This is a genomic window from Kribbella sp. NPDC050459 (assembly GCF_040655315.1).
GTDB lineage: Bacteria > Actinomycetota > Actinomycetes > Propionibacteriales > Kribbellaceae > Kribbella.
In genome coordinates this window covers 1-18,364 of sequence record NZ_JBFAJQ010000004.1, presented here as the reverse complement: position 1 = coordinate 18,364, position 18,364 = coordinate 1, and the positions used below count along the sequence as shown (strand labels likewise).

Genomic DNA, 18,364 nt, shown 5'->3' with positions numbered 1-18,364 from the left:
GGGCGGCGCTACACCTGGGGCTTCAGGTCCTTGGCAGGCCAGGAGCTGTCGGCGGGGCGGAGGGTGTCGAAGCCGGGGCCGTTGAGGGCGGTCCAGGCGGCGAGGGCGCCCATGATGAGGATGGGGTTCTGGAGGTGGCCGGCCAGGGCGGCGGCGACGACGTCGAGGAGCGGGGCCCAAACGGTTTCCATGTCGGCCTCCTCGTGGAGGCGTTCGAAGGACTCGTCGGCGGGTGACAGGTCGCGGGCCAGGAAGATCCGGACCGCCTCGTTCGTCAGGCCGGGTGAGGTGAACGCGTCGATCAGGATCCGCCAGTCGGCGGCCTTGGTGGCGGTCTCCTCCCACAGCTCACGCTCGGCGCCCAGACGGTACTGCTCACCCTGGACGTCGAGGAGCCCGGCCGGCGCCTCGAGCAGCTTGTAGCCGACCGGGTGCCGGTACTGGCGAACGAGCAGCATCCGGTTGTTCTCGTCCAGCGCGACCACGCCGACCGCCCCGGGATGCACGACGACATCCCGGACGAACTGCTCACCGACGGGCGGCTCGATGGTGTCCCGCCGGACCGAGATCACCCGCCCGGTCTCGTGCACGGTCTCCGACGCCGACACCGGCCAGCGCTCGGGCCGATCCGCCAGCCCGGCGCCGAACCGCAACTCCGGGTAGTCCGTCATCGAGCCTTGACCGCCGTCTTCTCAGCCTTCTTGGCGGCCGGCTTCGGGTCCTCGACCGGGAGCCGGGACTCGCGCTGCCGGTCCAGCGCGGCCGCGACCAGCCCGGAGAACAGCGGGTGCGGCTTGGTCGGCCGCGACCGTAGCTCCGGGTGCGCCTGGGTGGCCACGAAGTACGGGTGCACGGAGCGGTCCAGCTCGATGAACTCGACCAGCTCGCGGTCCGGCGACAGCCCGCTGAACACCAGCCCGGCGGTCTCCAGCTTGTCCCGGTAGGCGTTGTTGACCTCGTAGCGGTGCCGGTGCCGCTCCTGCACCGACGGGGCGCCGTACAGCCCGCGGACGATCGAGCCGTCGGCCAGGTTCGCCGGGTACAGCCCGAGCCGCATGGTGCCGCCCATGTCGCCGGTGCCGGAGACGATGTGCTTCTGCTCCTCCATGGTCGCGATCACCGGCTGCTCCGCGTCCGGGTCGAACTCGCTGGAGTTCGCCTGGTCCAGGCCGGCCAGGTGCCGGGCGACCTCGATCACCATGCACTGCAGGCCGAGGCAGAGCCCGAGGATCGGCACCCCCTGCTCGCGGGCGTACCGGATCGCGCCGATCTTGCCCTCGATCCCGCGCACCCCGAACCCGCCGGGGATGCAGATCGCGTCGACGTCTCCGAGCAGCCGGGCCGCGGCCTCGGGCGTGGCGCACTCGTCGGAGGCGATCCAGCGCAGGTTCACCTTGGCGTCGTTGTCGAAGCCGCCCGCGCGCAGCGCCTCGGCGACCGACAGGTACGCGTCCGGCAGGTCGATGTACTTGCCGACCAGCGCGACCGTGACGTCGTCCTTCGGGTGGTGCACGACCCGCAGCAGCTCGTCCCAGCGGGTCCAGTCGACGTCGCGGAACGGCAGGTTCAGGCGGCGGACGACGTACGCGTCGAGGCCCTCGGCGTGCAGCACCTTGGGGATGTCGTAGATCGACGGCGCGTCCGGCGCCGCGACCACGGCCTCGGTGTCGACGTCGCACATCAGCGAGATCTTCCGCTTCACGCCGTCCGGGATCGGCCGGTCGGAGCGGCAGACGACCGCGTCCGGGGCGATGCCGATCGAGCGCAGCGCGGCGACCGAGTGCTGGGTCGGCTTGGTCTTCAGCTCGCCGCTCGGCGCGAGGTACGGGACCAGCGAGATGTGCAGGAAGAACACGTTGTCGCGGCCGACGTCGTGCCGGACCTGGCGGGCCGCCTCGAGGAACGGCAGCGACTCGATGTCACCGACCGTGCCACCGATCTCGTGCAGGACGACGTCGACGTCCGGGCCCGCCATCGCGAGCATCCGTTCCTTGATCTCGTTGGTGATGTGCGGGATCACCTGGACGGTGTCGCCGAGGTACTCGCCGCGGCGCTCCTTGGCGATCACGCTGGAGTACACCTGGCCGGTGGTCACGTTCGCCACGGCCGACAGGTCGCGGTCCAGGAAGCGCTCGTAGTGGCCGATGTCCAGGTCGGTCTCGGCGCCGTCGTTGGTGACGAACACCTCGCCGTGCTGGAACGGGTTCATAGTGCCGGGATCGACGTTCAGATACGGATCCAGCTTCTGCATGGTGACCCGGATGCCGCGCGCCGTCAGCAGACTGCCGAGGCTGGACGCCGTCAGTCCCTTGCCGAGACTGGAGGCCACGCCGCCGGTGACGAATACGTGCTTGGTCTGCTGGGAATTCAAAGCCCTGTCCACGGGCCTCCAGCCTACCTCTTGTCAACCACCGGTCGCGACGAGACCCGCGTAGATGTCGAGCAGATTCTTCGCCACCGCGTCCTCGTCCATCCACCGCGCGGCCAATTCCCGGCCACGTGTCCGCATAGCGTTCGCCGTGTCGGGCTCCGCCAGCACCGCCCGTACGCCGTCCGCCAGCCCGTCCGCGTCACCGGGGAACGCCAGGACCGCGCTGTCGCCGACCAGCTCGGGGATGCCGCCGACCGCGGTGGCCACCACAGGTACGCCGACCTGCATCGCCTCCTGCAGCACGAGCGCGCGGGCCTCCCAGTGCGATGTGAGCAGAAACACGTCGGCCGCACCGAGCAGATCGGCCACATCGGCGCGATGACCGAGCAACCGGACCGGCAGCTGCTCCGCGTCGATCCGGGCCTGCAGGTTGTCCCGCAGCGGCCCGTCACCGACGACCACGAACACGGCGTCCGGGGTCGACTCCTGGATACGGGCCGCCACGGACAGCAAGGTCGGGTAGTCCTTCTGCGGCGCCAGGCGCCCCACAGTGAGCACCACACGACGGTCATCGAGGCCGAGCTCCCGGCGTACCTCGGCTCGCGGCGTCCGGATCCGCGGCATCGCCGGCGCGGCTACCGGTGCCAGCTGCGCGTTGCGGGCGCCAAGGCTCTTGGCGAGCTCCACAAGGTCGCTGGACGCGCCCAGGGTCAGATCGGCACCTCTGGCAACCAGCCGCTGCCCCATCCGCATCACAAGGCCCTTGGGGCCCGGTGTGATCACCGCGTTGTGCCAGGTGACGACCAGCGGGCGCAGCCTGGACCGGTCGCGGAGCGCGGTCATGCCGGCGCGGTAGCCGTGCGCGTGGATCACGTCGCAGCCACGCAGTCCGGCGGCCTGGGAGACGACGGTCGCCGGAGCGAAGTCGAAGTGCTCGGCCGTGCCCGGCGGGGCGCCCACTAGCACCTCGTGACCGGCGCTCACGAACCGCGGCACCAGCGAGGCGACGTGCTGCCCGATGCCGCCCCGCGACTCCGCGAGCAGCAGCCCGATCCTCATGCTTTCTCCCGTCGTACGAGTGCGCGGGCGTCCGCGCGATCCAATGCAAGCACGACCACGGCGTACACGACGACGACCGCCAGCCCGGAGAGGGCCGCGAAGACCACGGACTTACCGACGCCGGCGTCTCCAGCGGGCACCGATACAGCCCAGCCTGCCGCGCCCGCCAGTACGGCACCTGTCAACGCGGCCAGCGACGCACGGGGGAATCCGGCGATCACACCGCCTCCCGCCTCGCGCCGCAGGACCAGCAGCAGTACGACGGCACCAGCGACCATCCCGACCGACATGGCCGCCGCCAACGCGGGCACTGCGGCCCACTGGGCAGTCAGCACCACACTGGCAACCGCAACGAGCACCCACGCACCAGAGGTCACAACGGCCACCTCACGCCCGCGGTGTCGCGCGTAGAGGACCCGACCGACGTGCATGAGTACGGCGAACCCGATCGCCGCCGGCGCGAAGAACATCAACGCGTCCACAAGCGTCGACGCCCGCGACTCCTGCACCGCGCCGTCGTCGTACGCGAAGATCCGCGCGACAGGGATCGCCGTACCGACGAGCAGTGCGGCGCCGGCCCCGCCCGCGAGCATGACCGCTCGCGTGGACCCCGCCGCGTAGTGGTCGAAGCCCTCTCCTGAGTCGAATGCGGCTGCCAGTCGCGGGAAGACGGCCGTGGTGATCGGCACAGCCAGCACCGCGTACGGCAGCAGATAGACCGCGTTCGCCCACGTGTAGACGGCGATGCTGCCTGCTACGCCACGGTGGTTGGCCAGGTACGTCGTGACGACGAAGGTGAGCTGCTGCGCGACCAGCACTGCCAGGCCGGCGAGTGCGAGTCTCCGCAGTACTGGTCCGACGCCAGGGTCGAGCCGGAGCGTCGGTCTGATCGGCAGCCGGAGCAGCAGCATCGGGATCAGCACTGTCAGCGCGAGAGCGAGCACACCAGCCGTAGTACCCCAGGCGAGCAGGTCAGTAGCGCTTTGCGAGGCGACATCCGCATTCGGTGCGGCCGCGGCGAACACGAAATAGGTGCCGACGACGACCAGACTCGAGATCAGCGGCGCCAACGCACCGGCCGCGAACCGCTTGTGGGACTGGAGAACCGCGGTCGCGATCACGGCCACGGCGTACCCGAAGACCTGCGGTACGAAGATGGCGAGCATCCGCGTCGCGGTCCCCGTCGAGGAGCCGCAATCGGCTCCGGGGTCGAGCATCGCGTCGGTGTACTGCCCCGCTAGCAGCCAGGCCAGCAGGGCGACCGGGGCCAGCAGTACGAACGACCAGGACAGCAACGCCCCGATGATGCGGCCCTGCGCCGCCTTGTCCCCCCGAGTGACCGGTCCGGCCAGCACCGGGATCACGGCACCCGCGAGCGCTCCACCGGCGACTACTTCGAACAGGATGTTCGGCAGCTGGTTCGCCGTCGTGTAGGCCTCGGCCAGACAGCCCGCACCGACCGTCTTCGAGAACACCAGCCAACGCCCGAAGCCCACAATCCGTGCGAGCACAGTGACCCCAGCCACCAGCAACGCCGCCCGCGCGATCCGCGCGCCTGTGGAACTGTTCCGCCCGGAGGGCGTGTTGGACGAACCGTCGGCTCCCCCGGTGTCGGCTGGGTGGTCGGTGCCCGGGCCGTCCTTGTTCACCTGGGGCGTCGGCCCCACTGGTCGATCTTGTCGAGGACGGGGGTGTCGGCGATGACCTTGGTGAAGCTGACTTTCTCGCTGGCCAGGTTCAGGCCGACGACGGCCGCCAGCACGAGGGTCTTCAGCGGACGCGGCAGCGACGCGGCGAGCGCCGTACCGGTGATGGCGCCCAGCCCGTTCGCGCCGCAGTCGCCGAGCATCGAGCGTTCGCCGAGGTCGGACGGCGCGGACGCGGCAGCGGCGCCGACGACGGCGCCGGCCGGACCGCTCACGACGGCGAGCGGCGCGTTCACCGCGGCCACGGCCTTCAGCGCGCGGCCCGGACGCAGGTCGAGCAGGTTGGTGAGGTTCGCCGTACCGGCGATCAGGGCGCCGTCGGCAACGACCCCGGCGAACGCCTTGACGCCGCGCGACTTCCGCGGCAGCAACGCCGCGGCCGCGATCCCCGCCGCGCCGACACCGAGGATCTTCACCGCGCCGCTGGTCACCTCACCGCGCCGCAACGCGCTCAGGTGACCGCGAAAACCCTTCGCCTGCGTGGTTCCGCGCAGATCGTCGTACGCGCCGACCGCGCCCGACACAGCCCCGGCGACCAGTGCGGCCGTCTTCACCTTGCCGTTGCCGCGTGACGCCGCGACGCCGGCCAGCGCACCGAGCACCGCGACCGGGCCCTCGAGCAGCGTCACCGGCTCACCGCGGTGATTGGTGCGCTCGAACGGCTCCCGGTTCTCCTTGGGCAGCTTCTCCGCCGCGCGCTCCAGCCCGGCGGTAGCGGCCGCGGCGATGGCGGCGCTGAGAATTCCCACGTCAGTTGTCCTTAGTTTGTACGGCCGACGGCGCGACGCCGTTCTTCGCGTTGATCGCGCCGTACTGCCCCGCCTTGCCTTCCGCCTGCTCGACCAGCGAGAAGACGACCGTTGCCTGCCCGGCGGGGATGTCGGCCACGTCCACCGAGGAAACGATCTTGGTGGCCTCGGAGTCACTGCGCAAGGCCTTGAGCAGTCCGCCGTCGGCCGCGGTCGCCGGCGTCCCCGCGACCACGGCGCCGCTGCTGCCGGTGTCCAGGCCCTCGATGAAGTCGACGCTGTCGTTGTACGTCGAGTTGTCCGGCAGCGGCGTCGGCGGTTTCGCCGCGACCACCAGCACCAGCGTCGCCCGGTCCTTGATCTGCGACGGCTTCAGCGACAGCAGCTTCGCGCCGGTGAATCCGCTGATCACCTTGGTCGAGTCGGCGTCGCCGGTCTTGCCGTCCTCCTTGGCCGCGATGCCGCGGGCGAGCAGCAGCCCGGCCCGCTGGTACGTCGTGCTGTCGGTCGGGATGTCCATGTCCGCGGTGACGAGCTGGTTGACCAGCGTCTCGACGAGTTGCCGCTGCCCGGTGTCGAACAGCTTCGCGTCCAGCGCGACCTTGGTGGTGACGACGCCGCCGGCCTTCTCGACCTCGTCCTGCAGGCTGTTGGTCAGGTCGTTGTCCGCGTTCGGCATCGTGACGATCGCGACCTTCTTGTTCGTCAGCTTGCCGCTGGTCATCCCGGCGGTCACCTTGGCGACGTAGTCGTCGCGGTACTTGTCGAGCGCCTTCACCTGCACCAGTTCGGCGCGGGCGTCGGCGAGCTGCTGCCGGTCCTTCTCGGCCTGGCTCGCGACCACCTCACTGGCGGTGCCCTTCAACGGGCCGGCGCCCAGCACCACACCGGCACCCAGGGCGAAGAAGATCGCCACGATCGAGACGATGTGGTAGCGAAAGTCGATCACGTGAACAGCTCCCGGATCCAGTAGACGAAGTCGCTCCAGCGCGCCCGCAGGATCGACCAGGCGACGTCGTCGGCGCCGATGGCGACCATCGCCATCCCGACCGCGAACAGGCCGGCCACCATCAGCGCGACCACCTGCAACGTCGAGACCCGGCTGCGGTACAACCGGGAGACACCCTTGGCGTCGACCAGTTTGGCACCGACGCGCAACCGGGTGATGAACGTGCTCGCCATGCCCGGGCGCCCCTTGTCGAGGAACTCCACCAGCGAGTTGTGGGTGCCGACCGCGACGATCAGCGAGGCGCCCTTCGAGTCGGCCAGCAGCATCGCGACGTCCTCGCTGGTGCCGGTGGCCGGGAACTCGATCGATTCGACGCCGAGCCGCTCGAGCCGCTCCGCGCCCGGCGCGCGACCGTCGCGGTACGCGTGCACGACCACCTCGGCGCCGCTCCTCAGCGTGTCGTCCTTCACCGAGTCCATGTCGCCGAGGATCAGGTCCGGGGCGTACCCGTTCTCGACCAGCGCGTCCGCGCCGCCGTCGACGCCGATCAGCACCGGCCGGTACTCGCGGATGTACGACTTCAGGGCGACCAGGTCCTCGCGGTAGTCGTAGCCGCGGACCACGATCAGGACGTGCTTGCCCTCCATCGGCGTGTGGATCTCCGGGACGCCGACACCGTCGAGCAGCAGGTCCTTCTCGCGCCGCAGGTACTCCAGCGTGTTCGCGGTGAAGGCCTCGAGTTGCGTGGACAGCCCGGCGCGGGCGTCGTCCATCAGCTGCGCGACCGACTGGCTGTCCTGCGACAGACCCTTCGCGACGACCTCCTGGCCGCGGTACAGCGTGCCCTCGTCGAGCCGCACGTGCTCACCCTCGTGCAGGATCGAGAACACCTCGCGGCCGACGCCGTCGACGAGCGGGATGCCCGCCTCGACGAGGATCTCCGGACCGAGGTTCGGGTAGCGGCCGCTGATCGAGTCGGCCACGTTCACCACGGCGGCGACCCGGCAGTCGGCGAGGGCCTCGGCGCTCACCCGGTCCAGGTCGACATGGTCGATGACCGCGATCTCGCCCGGCTTGAGCCGTTTGGTGAGATTCTTGGTACGTCGATCCAGCCGGACCACGCCGGTGATGCCGGGCAGTTCAGTGGGTCGTGCTCTCCGCAGGCTGGGCAGTTTCATCGCACCCTCATCCTGCCATGTCAAGAGCCCTCTCCCGGGCCATTTACCCGGCGAGGGACTTGTTCACGCACTGAAATAACAGTGACTGTGCGTCAAATCATCCTTTTGAACGACTCTTCCGCCGCGGTTTGTGGCGCTCGGCCGCGAGCGCGAGCAGCTCCTCGGCGTGCGCCTGCGCGGCATCGGAATTCTCCAGGCCGGCCATCATCCGGGACAGTTCCTTCAGCCGGGCGTCGTCGTCGAGCGCGACCAGACCGCTCGTGGTGACGGACCCGTCGTCGCTCTTCAGCACGACGGCATGACGGTCCGCGAACGCCGCGACCTGCGGCAGGTGCGTCACCACGATCACCTGCGCCTTCTCCGCCAGCCGGGCCAGCCGCTTGCCGACCTCGACCGCGGCGCGGCCGCCGATCCCGGCGTCGATCTCGTCGAACACCAGCGTCGGCACCGGATGCGTGTCCGACAGGATCACCTCGAGCGCCAGCATCACCCGGGACAACTCACCGCCGGATGCCGCCTTCTGCAGCGGCCGGGCCGGGCTCCCCGGGTTCGCCGCGAAGCAGAACTCGACCTCGTCGATGCCGAACGGGCCGGCCGTCGTCTCGTGTACCTCGACCGACAGTTTCGCGTGCGGCATCGCCAGCCCGGTCAGCTCCTCCGACACCGCGACGCCGAGCCGCTCGGCCGCCTCGATCCGGGCCTCCCGCATCTGCCGGCCGAGGTCCGCGAGCCGCGCGTCCAGCTCGGCCAGCTCGGCCGTCAACTGCTCGACGCGCTCGTCGCTGCCGTCGAGCTCGGTCAGCCGCTCCGCCGACCGCTTGGTCCACTCGATGACCTCGTCCACGGTGCCCTGATCGGCGCCGTACTTGCGCACCAGATTGGTGAGCAGGGCACGTCGCTCGCTCACCACAGCCAGCCGCGCCGGATCGGTGTCCACATCAGCGGCGTACGACGAGAGCTCCTGGGCCAGGTCGGCCGCCAGGTACCCGAGCTCGCCGGCCCGGTCGGCCAGCTCCGCGAGCTTCGCGTCGTGCTCGCGTTCGCCGTCCAGGACCTGTTTCGCCAACGCCAGCAGGCCGAGTACGTCGTTCGGCCGGCTGGCGTCGAGGTCCTCCGAGGCCAGCGCGTCCGCGGCCGTCGTCGCCGCCGTCCGCAGACCGTCGGCGTACGCGAGGCGCTCCTCCTCGGCCGCGAGCTCGACGTCCTCGCCGGGCAACGGCTCCGCCTTCGCGACCTCGTCCAGCCCGAACCGCAGCAGGTCGGCCTCGGCGAGGCGGTCGCGCTCCCGGGTGGTCAGCTCGGTCAGCTCGGCCTGGACGTCGCGATACCGCTTGTACGCCGCGGCGTACTCCTGCAGCGGCACCAGAACCGCCTTGCCGGCAAAGGTGTCGAGCGTCTCGCGCTGCCGCGCCGGCTGCAGCAGCCGCCACTGGTCGGCCTGTCCGTGGATCGCGACGAGGTCCCCGGACACCTCCCCCAGCACGGACACGGGGACGGACGCGCCGCCGAGGAAGGCCCGCGAACGCCCCTCCGACGACAGTTCGCGCGCGATCAGCAGCTCGTCGTCGTCCAGCTCACCGCCACGGTCCTCGGCCTGCTGCACGATCGCCCGCGGTACGGCGCTCGCGCGGCCCTCCACGCGCGCGCGGCGCGTCCCGTGCCGCACCAGACCGCTGTCGGCGCGCCCGCCGAGCAGCATGTTCACGCCGGTCACGACCATCGTCTTGCCGGCCCCGGTCTCGCCGGTGACCGCGGTGAAGCCCGGGTCGAGGTCCAGCGTCGCGTCCTCGATCACGCCCAGCCCGGTGATGCGGATCTCCGAAAGCATGGTTTCAGTTTCCGTTTCCGTTTCCGTTGCGTTTGCGTTCGGCGGCGCCACGCCAGCCGAGCACCGGGAGGTCGAACTTCGCCACCAGCCGGTCGGTGAACGGCGCCTCGTGGGCCCGGGCCAGCCGGACCGGCATCGAACCCCGCCGGACCTGGATCTCGGCGCCCGGCGGCACCTCGACCATCCGCCGGCCGTCGCACCACAGCACCCCGCGCCCGTGCCAGGACCGCACCAGCTCGATCGACAGCCGCGACGTCGGCGCCACCACGATCGGCCGCGAGAACAGCGCGTGCGCGCTCAGCGGCACCATCAGGATCGCCTCGACCTCCGGCCAGACGATCGGGCCGCCGGCCGAGAACGCGTACGCCGTGCTGCCGGTCGGGGTCGCGACCACGACGCCGTCGCAGCCCCACCGCGACAGCGGCCGGTCGTCCACCTCGACCAGCACCTCGAGCATCTTCTCCCGGGCGGCCTTCTCGACACTCGCCTCGTTCAGCGCCCAGGTCTCGAAGATCAGGTTGTCGTCGAGCCGGACGTCGACGGCCAGCGTCATCCGCTCCTCGACCGTGTAGCTGCGGTCCACCACCACCTGGACGATCCGCTCCAGGTCGTCGACCTCGGCCTCGGCCAGGAACCCGACATGGCCCAGATTCACCCCGAGCACCGGCGTACCGTGCGGGCGGGCGAGCTCGGCGCCGCGCAGGATCGAGCCGTCGCCGCCGAGCACCATGATCAGCTCGACGTCGTTGGCGGCCTTCTCCGGGTCGTCGACGATCTCCGCCGGGTCGAGCCGGAGCTCCTCGGCCTCGCCGCCGAGCAGCCGGACCTGCATCCCGGCGCCGGTCAGCAGCCGGTGCGCGTCGCGGGCCACCCCGACCGCCTGCTCCCGGCCGGTGTGCGTCACCAGCAGCACGCGCCGCGGCTCGTGCTCAGCCAACCCAGGTACCCCCTTCATTGAGGCCCGCGCTCGATGGCGGTCCGCAGCATCGTCTCATCGAGAACCGGCGCAACACGTCGTATCCACAGGAAGTATTCGACATTTCCTGACGGACCAGGCAACGGGCTGGCCGCGACGCCCTGGATTCCCCACCCGAGCTCGCTCGCCTTCGTCGCGACGTTCCGCACCGCGTCGGCGCGCAACTCCGGGTCCCGGACCACGCCGCCCTTGCCGAGCCGGTCCTTGCCGACCTCGAACTGCGGCTTCACCATCAGCACCAGATCGCCGTCCGGCTTCACCACGCCGATCAGCGCGGGCAGGACCAGCGTGAGGCTGATGAAGCTCAGGTCACTGACGACAAGGTCGACCGGCTCGCCGCCGATGGCGTCCAACGTCAGCGTCCGGACATTGGTCCGGTCCATCACCGTGACCCGCTCGTCGGTCTGCAAGGCCCACACCAGCTGGCCGTAGCCGACGTCGACGGCGATCACGTGCGCGGCCTCGTTGCGCAGCAGTACGTCGGTGAATCCGCCGGTCGACGCACCGGCGTCGAGCGTACGGCGGCCTTTCACCTGGACGGCCGGGAACGCCTCGAGCGCGCCGAGCAGCTTGTGCGCGCCCCGGCTGGCGTAGCCGGGATCCTCGTGCTCGGACGTGTCGACGACGATCGGCGCGTCCGCACCGACCCCGGTCGCGGGCTTGCCGGCCACGGTTCCCGACACCTTCACCTTGCCGGCCGCGATCAGCTCGCTCGCATGCTCACGTGAGCGCGCGAGGCCACGCCGTACCAGCTCCGCATCGAGCCGCGACCGCTTGACTCCCTTGGCCACTCGGGGTTTCCGGCTATCCCCGCTCGCCCTGCTCGGCGTCGGCCTCGACCAGAGCGGTCTGGAGGCGCTCGTGCAGGTCGGCGTACACCTCGCCGTGCTCACTCACCGGCTTGTCCCGCAACTCGTCCAGGCGCCCCATGGTCTCCTCGACCAGGGGGTGACCGCCTTCCTCGTGCTCGCGCTCAGCGTCCGGCATCGGGTCCTCGGCGGAGCCGGCGTGGAAGGAGTGTTCGTGTTCCTGCCCCGGGGCACGGGCGAACTCCGGGCCGAACTCGACCTCTGCAGGGTCCACGTGCTCCACGGCGTCCTGGGCACCGGGCTCGGTGTCGTAGTCGGGGTGCGTCTGCGGCTGCTCGTACCGGTCGGGGTCCTGGCCGGGCTCGACGTCCGGGTCCACGTCGGGTGGGAACTGCTCGCCGGGATGCTCGGTCATGTCAGGCCTTCTTCGCGGTCTTCTTCGCCGCGGCCTTCTTGGCCGGCTTCTTCGCCGCGGCCTTGGCCGGCGCGTCGTTCCCGGCGCCCGGCGCGCTCTTCTCGGCGGCCGCCCGCTCGGACGCGGCGGCGTGTGCCTCGGCGAGCTCGGTCTCCAGCGCCTTCACCCGGCGGGTGAGCGCCGCGACCTCCTCGGAGCGAACGAATCCGAGGCGCGCGACCGCGCCCTCGACCTCGTTCGCCACGATCGCCTGGAGCAGTTGGCGGTTGCTCTTGCTGGTGGCAACGATCTCGTCGGCCAGTTCACTGGCTCGGCTGGTCAGCGCGTCCGCCCCGGTCTGCTGCAGCAACGCCTTCGCAGCCGTCTGGGCCTTCTGCTTGGTGACCTCGGTCAAGCCGCTCGCCAGTTGTACGTAGCCGCGCAGTGCGTCCAACACCATGACTGCCTCCTCGCATCGTCCCCAGCAACGGTATCGCCTCCCCGCCGCAACACCACCCAACCACCCTCCCCAGGGGTGGTGCGACTACTTGTCGAGGCCGATGCGGTGCAGGGCGGCGTCCAGGGCGATCGAGTCGGGCGTGGGCGCCGGCTTCGGGCGGGGACGGCGGCCTCGGGTGGTTTTGGCGGGCTTCGGCGGCTCGGCGGGCGCGTCGACCGCGGCCCAGACCGCGGACAGGATCGCCCGGAGCCCGTCGTACGGCGCTCCCTCGCCCTTCACGGTGACGGCGTTGTTGACGACCTCGGCCGTCCAGCCGCCCGACGTGTGCTTCGAGCCCTCGACGGTCACGCCGGCCTGCTTCTCGGCCAGCGCGCCGAGCCCGGCAGCGACGTACGTCGGGCGCTGGTGCTTCGGCGCCCGCGCCAGGTCGTACGCGTCGTTGACGCCGGTCGCCACCCACAGGCTCGCGATCCCGACCGCGTTCGCGCCTTCGATGTCGGAGTCCAGCCGGTCCCCGATCATCAACGGCCGCTCGGCTTCCAGCCGCTCGATGCTGGTCTCCAGCAGCGGCGGCTCGGGCTTCCCGGCGACCATCGGGTCCACGTCGACCGCGGCCCGGACGGCCTGCACCAGCGTGCCGTTCCCGGGCGCCTTGCCGGCCGCGGTCGGGATCGTCAGGTCGAGGTTGGTCGCGAACCACTTCGCGCCCTCGTTGATCGCGTGCGCGCCGTCGGCGAGCATCACCCAGTTCACGTCCGGATCGAACCCCTGGACCACGGCGACCGGTCGCGCGTCGCTGGACCGCACCGGGGTCAGCCCATACTCCTCCAGCGCGACGTGCAGCCCTTCGCCGCCGACCACGAGCACCGCCGACCCCTTCGGGAACTCGCTCGCGATCAGCTTCGCGGCCGCCTGCGCCGAGGTGACGACGTCGTCGGCGATCACGTCCAGCCCGAACGACGCGAGGTGCTCGGCAACGACCCGCGCCGGCCGGCTCGCGTTGTTCGTGATGTAGCCGATCCGCATGCCTTCCTTGGCGGCCTTGCGGAGGTTCTCCGGCGCGTCCGGGACCGGATCCGGGCCGACGTACACGACGCCGTCCAGGTCCAGCAGCGCCACGTCGTACCGGCTCGCGAGCGGTTCGTCACACGCCGAGAGCGGCGGCGGCGATTGACGTTCCGCGCTCATGCTTCACCCCGTACGATGCCGCGCATGCCGGATGCTCGGGGGGTGCTGAGACTCGACCCACTGCGTGCCTGGCGGTTCGTGGCGGGCAAGGTGAGCGCGCTCGGCGCCGTCACGTCGCCGCCGTACGACGTGCTGGAACCCGCCATCGTCCGGCGGCTGACTGATTCTGATCTGCACAACATGGTGAGGCTCATCCTTCCACGCGATCCGGACCTCGGCCCGGCCCGGTACGACGAACCCGCGCGCCGGCTCGCCGGGTGGCAGCGGGACGGCGTCGTGGTGCAGGACGAACGGCCCGCGCTGTACGTGTACGAGCAGCGCCTGGGGAACGCCGTACTGTGCGGGCTGGTCGGTTCGCTCCGCCTGGACCCGACGCGTCAGGTGGTGCTGCCGCACGAGGACGTGATGCCGCACTGGGTCGACGACCGGCTACGGCTGATGGAGGCCACGGACGCCGACCTGGAGCCGATTCTGCTCGCCTATTCCGACGGGGGCGCGGCCAGCGATGCGGTAGACGCGGCCCGGTCCGGTGAGCCGTGGCTGGAGGCCGAGACGTACAACGGCGCCGAGCACACCATCTGGCGCATCGACGACCCGGTAGTGCTCGCGACGATCGAGGCGGAGCTCGCCAAGCACGAGGCGGTCATCGCGGACGGGCACCACCGGTACGCGGCGTACCTGGAGCGGCAGCTGCGAGAGCCGTACCGGCAGAGCACAGAGGTCGGTCTGGCGATGCTGGTCGACTACACCAGGCACCCGTTGACGCTGGACCCGATCCACCGCGTCGTACCGGGTCTGGATCTGGCGACTGTGCGGTCCCGTACGCCGTCGGACTGGCAGGTGCAGGTCGGTCGCGCGGAGGATGTGCCGGACCGGATCTCGGTCACGGACGGTTCCAGTTGGCTGACTCTCCACACTGCTTTCGAGGCACCCGCCGTGACCCTGCTGCACGATGTGCTGTTGCCGGCGTGGGGTGTGGCTGAGGACGACGTCACCTTCCACCACACACTGGCCGACGCACTGGCGCTGGCCGGCCCTCAACAGGCCGCTGTGGAGCTTCCAGCTCTCCGGATGGACCAGGTGCTGCGGTCGGCCGCGATGGGCGTCGCACTGCCGCAGAAGGCGACGTCGTTCGGCCCGAAGCCGCGGGTGGGGCTGCTGTTCCGGACGCTATGAGCGTTAGGGCCGGTGGTACAGGCTCAGGAACTGCTCACGAAGTGGCTTGCGCGCGGCTCTGTGGCGCTCTGTGAGCCGTCCGAGGGTGAAGGAGAGCTCTGGGTCGTCCTGAGCCGCTGCATCGACTGCCATGGCGGTCAGGGCGTCTGCGGCGGCGCAGTGGTCCTGGTGCTGGCCCAGCAGTTCCTGGTACGTCGCTGCGTGCGCGGCGGTGGCTCTTGCTTCGTCGCCGAGTACGGCGGCGCTGGTGTCGGCGGCGTACCGCACTCGCTTCGCCAGCAGCCGTACCTCGTGCCAGTCGTCGTCGGGCGTCCAGGGCTTCAGCTTGTCGGCTTCCTGGGTGAACTTGACCGTGGCGGACCGCAGGAGCTGCGGGAGGACCTCGCTGCACGGCTTGGCCGCCTTGGCGTTGAGGTCAGGCGCGGTCGCGACGGCTTCGATCGTGGTGAGCAAGGCCCGGGTGGATTCGCCGAGAACCACCTCGGCGGAGCGGGCCGCGGCGCGCTCCAGGCCGAGGGTGAGGGTGGTGAGGATCGTGTCGACGTGTTCCTGGTTGTCCTCGCTGGTGGCGTTCTCGCGGACGAGCTCCGCGATCACCTCGAGGTCGCGCGCCTCGCCGCAGGCTTGTGCCAGCGCGGCCAGATCCGCGCGCAGTTCGGTCGCCCAGTTGCCTGCCAGCAGCTTGCGGAACAGCTTCAGGTCGCTCCGCAACCGCCGGCAGGACACCCGGACCTGATGGATGGCGTCGTCCTCGCCCTTCTCCACCATCCCGACAGACTTCTCGAGCCGCAGCGCACCTTTGGCGAGCGCCGCCCCCACCAGCGCCCCCACCGGCTCGCCGGCCGCCGGCACACCCGCACCCCCCACGCGCTACTCCTCGCTGCCCTTGGACTCCCCGTCCGAACCCACATCCTCGCCCACGCCGGCCGCACCGTCCACGCCGGCCGCGTCGTCCACGTCCGTTGCGTCCGTTGCGTCCGTTGCGTCCGTTGCGTCCGTTGCGTCCGTTGCGTCCGTTGCGTCCGTTGCGTCCGCGTCCACCGCGTCCACCCCGTCCACCGCATCGATGACGTCTGCCGTCTCGTCCGCGTCGGCGTCGTCCACATCGGCTGCGTCGTCTACGTCGGCTGCGTCTGCCGCGTCCGCCGCGTCGATCACGTCGGCTGTGTCGTCTGCGTCGTCTGCGTCGTCCGTGTCGTGTGCGTCGTCCGTGTCGTGTGCGCCGTCCGTGTTGTCTGCGGCGGTGGTCTCGTCCTCGAAGTACTCGTCGTCCAGGACGGTGTCGTCCTCGTCGAGGTCGGTGAACTCGAGGCCTTCGAGCTCGGCGGCCCGCTCGGCCGCTCCGGTCAGACCGTCGCCGTCGACGCCGGCGGCCCGGTGGAACCAGACCAGCGCGTCGTCGGTCCGCCCAGCCTCCGCCAGCGCGTCGGCGTACGCGTACCGCAGCCGCGGCAGCCAGTCGGCCCGCGTCCGCTTGGTCAGCTCCGGCACCTCGAGCATCTGGATCGCCGCCGCGGTCTGCCCCTTGTCACGCCGCGCCCCGGCCGCCACGATCAGCAACTCCATCTGGGTCGGCTCGGACAGGTCGTGGACGTGCTTGTCCTTCGTCAGCGCGAGCGCCTTGTCCGGCCGGCCGAGCGCCCGCTCGCAGTCGGCCATCATCGCGAGAACCTCGTGGTTCCCGGTCATCCGCCGTACGGCGCGGAACTCGGTGAGCGCCTCGTCGTAGTGCTCAGCCAGGTACGCCGTGATCGCCACAGCCTCGCGTACGCCGCCGAGCCGCGCAGCCAACCGCCGCGCCGTCCGCGCGTGCTGGTACGCCAGCTCCGGGTCGTCGTCCAGGAACCGCCCCGACGCGACCAGGTGCTGCGCGACCAGGTCGGCCAGCGTCCGCGGCAGCGATCGCAGTTCGGCCTTTACCGACCGGTCGAGCTCGGCGCCGGTGATCCCTTCCGGAATCTTCGGGTCGTCGCGCCGCGGACCGACCTTCTCCTCGCGCTCCTCCCGCCGGAACCCGCCCCGCCGGTCGTCTCGCCGATCATCACGTCCGCCGGACCCACGCCGCTCGTCCCGGCCACCGGTCCGCCCGCGCGAATCTCCGGCCGCCGAACGGCCCCTGGAGTCGCCGCGCTCGTCCCGCCGGAACCCGCCACGCTCACTCCGCCCAGGCCCACCGGCCCGAGCCGGCCCCCGCCCACGCTCACCGCCACGGTCATCCCGCCGGAACCCACGCTCGTCCCCCGACCGCTCGTCCCGCCGATATCCCCGCGAGTCCCCACCGCGCTCTTCCCGCCGCGCACCCCGCGTGTCATCCCCACGCTCATCCCGCCGGTACGAACCACCACGCTCGTCACGCCGATATCCGCCACGCTCACCGCCACGGTCATCGCGCCGGTACCCACCGCGCTCACCGCCACGCTCGTCACGCTGGTATCCGCCGCGGTCATCGCCACCACGCTCGTCACGCCGGTATCCACCGCGCTCACCGCCACGGTCATCCCGTCGGTACCCACTGCGGTCGTCCCCGCCACGCTCGTCACGCCGGAACCCGCCGCGGTCATCGCCACCACGGTCATCGCGCCGGTATCCGCCGCGGTCATCCCGTCGATACGCACCGCGGTCGTCCCCGCCGCGGTCGTCACGCCGGTACGACCCACGGCTCTCGCCGCCGCGGTCGTCACGCCGGAAGCCTCCGCGATCGTCCCGGCGAGGGCCGGCTACGCCACGGCCCGCACCAGTGCCACGCCCACCTGAGCGGTCGTCACGCCGGTATCCACCGGAGCGATCGTCTCGCCCACCGCGATCGGACATCTGCCCACCGAACGCATCCCGCTCAGACTTGTCATCCCCTCGAGACCCGGCAAACCCCCGCCGGTTCTCGTACGAACTCTCATCCCGATCCCGGTACGACGATCCACCGGAACGCCCACCGGAACCACCAGAGCGCCCGCCGGCAAACCCACCCGGCCGGCTCGGTCCACCACTACGACCGCCTGTGCCACCACGAGGCGCAGAACCACCCGAAGAACCGCCACGACCCGCGCCGGAACCCGCACGACCGGCCCCGGACCCAGAACGCCCGGCACCAGAACCCGCACGGCCCGACCCGCCAGTCCAACCAGTGCCCGAACCGCCACGACTGGCACCGGAACCAGCGCGACCGCCGCCCGAGCCCGAGCGACCAGCTCCAGAGCCCGTGCGGCCAGTACCTGAATTCGATCGACCGGAGTCCGACCGTCCACCACCGGCACCGCCAGAGCGGCCGGCGCCTCCGGAGGAACCGCGACGGTCCCCGGAGCCGGAGCGAGGATTGCGAGGTGGCGTAGCCACGGTGACTCCTAACGATGCTGAAGAGCAGTAATCGGACAAACGTTACCGCGCCCGCAGCGGAGGTGACGTCCTGGTCGGCGGCCGCCGACCCTCCACAAATGTTAAGGGCCACCCCGGTGTGGGGTGGCCCTTAACAGTGTGAATGTCCGGCGGCGTCCTACTCTCCCACGACCTCCCGGTCGCAGTACCAT

17 protein-coding genes are annotated in these 18,364 nt (G+C 70.9%); 2 read left to right on the top strand and 15 right to left on the bottom strand.

All coding sequences use genetic code 11. From position 1 onward, the window contains the following. Window positions 1-8: 8 nt before the first annotated feature. From AB0I12_RS16160 to AB0I12_RS16100, 13 genes are all read right to left on the bottom strand, one after another. Window positions 9-671 (bottom strand): NUDIX hydrolase, encoded by a 663-nt coding sequence (locus tag AB0I12_RS16160; RefSeq protein ID WP_359929808.1) that lies wholly within the window; start codon window positions 669-671, stop codon window positions 9-11. Then, window positions 668-2,383 (bottom strand): CTP synthase, encoded by a 1,716-nt coding sequence (locus AB0I12_RS16155; RefSeq protein ID WP_359929806.1) that lies wholly within the window; start codon window positions 2,381-2,383, stop codon window positions 668-670. The genes AB0I12_RS16160 and AB0I12_RS16155 overlap by 4 nt, the downstream gene beginning before the upstream one ends. 21 nt (window positions 2,384-2,404) lie before the next feature. Continuing rightward, window positions 2,405-3,430, bottom strand: coding sequence for a glycosyltransferase family 4 protein (locus tag AB0I12_RS16150; RefSeq protein ID WP_359929804.1), 1,026 nt, complete (start codon window positions 3,428-3,430; stop codon window positions 2,405-2,407). Continuing rightward, window positions 3,427-5,097 carry a lipid II flippase MurJ gene (locus tag AB0I12_RS16145; RefSeq protein WP_359929803.1) on the bottom strand — a complete coding sequence of 557 codons (1,671 nt, stop codon included), beginning with the start codon at window positions 5,095-5,097 and terminating at the stop codon, window positions 3,427-3,429. The genes AB0I12_RS16150 and AB0I12_RS16145 overlap by 4 nt, the downstream gene beginning before the upstream one ends. Further along, window positions 5,076-5,885, bottom strand: a complete 810-nt coding sequence (locus AB0I12_RS16140) for a hypothetical protein (RefSeq protein WP_359929801.1) — start codon at window positions 5,883-5,885, stop codon at window positions 5,076-5,078. Before AB0I12_RS16140 ends, AB0I12_RS16145 begins: the two co-directional genes overlap by 22 nt. Before the next feature lies 1 nt (window position 5,886). Further along, complete coding sequence (locus AB0I12_RS16135; RefSeq protein ID WP_359929799.1) at window positions 5,887-6,834, bottom strand: copper transporter; 948 nt, start codon at window positions 6,832-6,834, stop codon at window positions 5,887-5,889. Further along, window positions 6,831-8,012, bottom strand: coding sequence for a putative cytokinetic ring protein SteA (gene steA, locus AB0I12_RS16130; RefSeq protein ID WP_359929797.1), 1,182 nt, complete (start codon window positions 8,010-8,012; stop codon window positions 6,831-6,833). The genes AB0I12_RS16135 and steA overlap by 4 nt, the downstream gene beginning before the upstream one ends. Before the next feature lie 97 nt (window positions 8,013-8,109). Next, a complete protein-coding gene (recN, locus tag AB0I12_RS16125; RefSeq protein WP_359929795.1) occupies window positions 8,110-9,840 on the bottom strand; it encodes a DNA repair protein RecN in 1,731 nt (576 codons plus the stop codon). 4 nt (window positions 9,841-9,844) lie between these two features. Continuing rightward, a complete protein-coding gene (locus tag AB0I12_RS16120) occupies window positions 9,845-10,777 on the bottom strand; it encodes an NAD kinase (protein ID WP_359929793.1) in 933 nt (310 codons plus the stop codon). Between the two features lie 14 nt (window positions 10,778-10,791). Then, window positions 10,792-11,607, bottom strand: coding sequence for a TlyA family RNA methyltransferase (locus tag AB0I12_RS16115; RefSeq protein WP_359929791.1), 816 nt, complete (start codon window positions 11,605-11,607; stop codon window positions 10,792-10,794). A 13-nt stretch (window positions 11,608-11,620) separates the two neighbouring features. After that, a complete protein-coding gene (locus tag AB0I12_RS16110; protein WP_359929789.1) occupies window positions 11,621-12,040 on the bottom strand; it encodes a hypothetical protein in 420 nt (139 codons plus the stop codon). A gap of 1 nt (window position 12,041) precedes the next feature. Then, window positions 12,042-12,479: a polyhydroxyalkanoate synthesis protein PhaF gene (locus tag AB0I12_RS16105; RefSeq protein ID WP_359929788.1), complete on the bottom strand. Its 438-nt coding sequence runs from the start codon at window positions 12,477-12,479 to the stop codon at window positions 12,042-12,044. Window positions 12,480-12,563: 84 nt separating this feature from the next. Further along, window positions 12,564-13,667 (bottom strand): HAD-IIA family hydrolase, encoded by a 1,104-nt coding sequence (locus AB0I12_RS16100; RefSeq protein ID WP_359929786.1) that lies wholly within the window; start codon window positions 13,665-13,667, stop codon window positions 12,564-12,566. Window positions 13,668-13,691: 24 nt separating this feature from the next. Here AB0I12_RS16100 and AB0I12_RS16095 point away from each other — a divergent pair, with 24 nt between their 5' ends. Beyond that, a complete protein-coding gene (locus AB0I12_RS16095) occupies window positions 13,692-14,843 on the top strand; it encodes a DUF1015 domain-containing protein (RefSeq protein WP_359929784.1) in 1,152 nt (383 codons plus the stop codon). A 3-nt stretch (window positions 14,844-14,846) separates the two neighbouring features. Here the strand turns inward: AB0I12_RS16095 and AB0I12_RS16090 are convergent, their stop codons facing one another. Then, on the bottom strand, window positions 14,847-15,710 hold the full coding sequence (locus AB0I12_RS16090; protein WP_359929783.1) for a CHAD domain-containing protein: 864 nt from the start codon (window positions 15,708-15,710) through the stop codon (window positions 14,847-14,849). A gap of 3 nt (window positions 15,711-15,713) precedes the next feature. Then, window positions 15,714-16,634 carry a hypothetical protein gene (locus AB0I12_RS16085; RefSeq protein ID WP_359929781.1) on the bottom strand — a complete coding sequence of 307 codons (921 nt, stop codon included), beginning with the start codon at window positions 16,632-16,634 and terminating at the stop codon, window positions 15,714-15,716. An 18-nt stretch (window positions 16,635-16,652) separates the two neighbouring features. Here AB0I12_RS16085 and AB0I12_RS16080 point away from each other — a divergent pair, with 18 nt between their 5' ends. Continuing rightward, window positions 16,653-17,597 carry a hypothetical protein gene (locus tag AB0I12_RS16080; RefSeq protein ID WP_359929780.1) on the top strand — a complete coding sequence of 315 codons (945 nt, stop codon included), beginning with the start codon at window positions 16,653-16,655 and terminating at the stop codon, window positions 17,595-17,597. The last annotated feature ends 767 nt before the right edge of the window (window positions 17,598-18,364 follow it).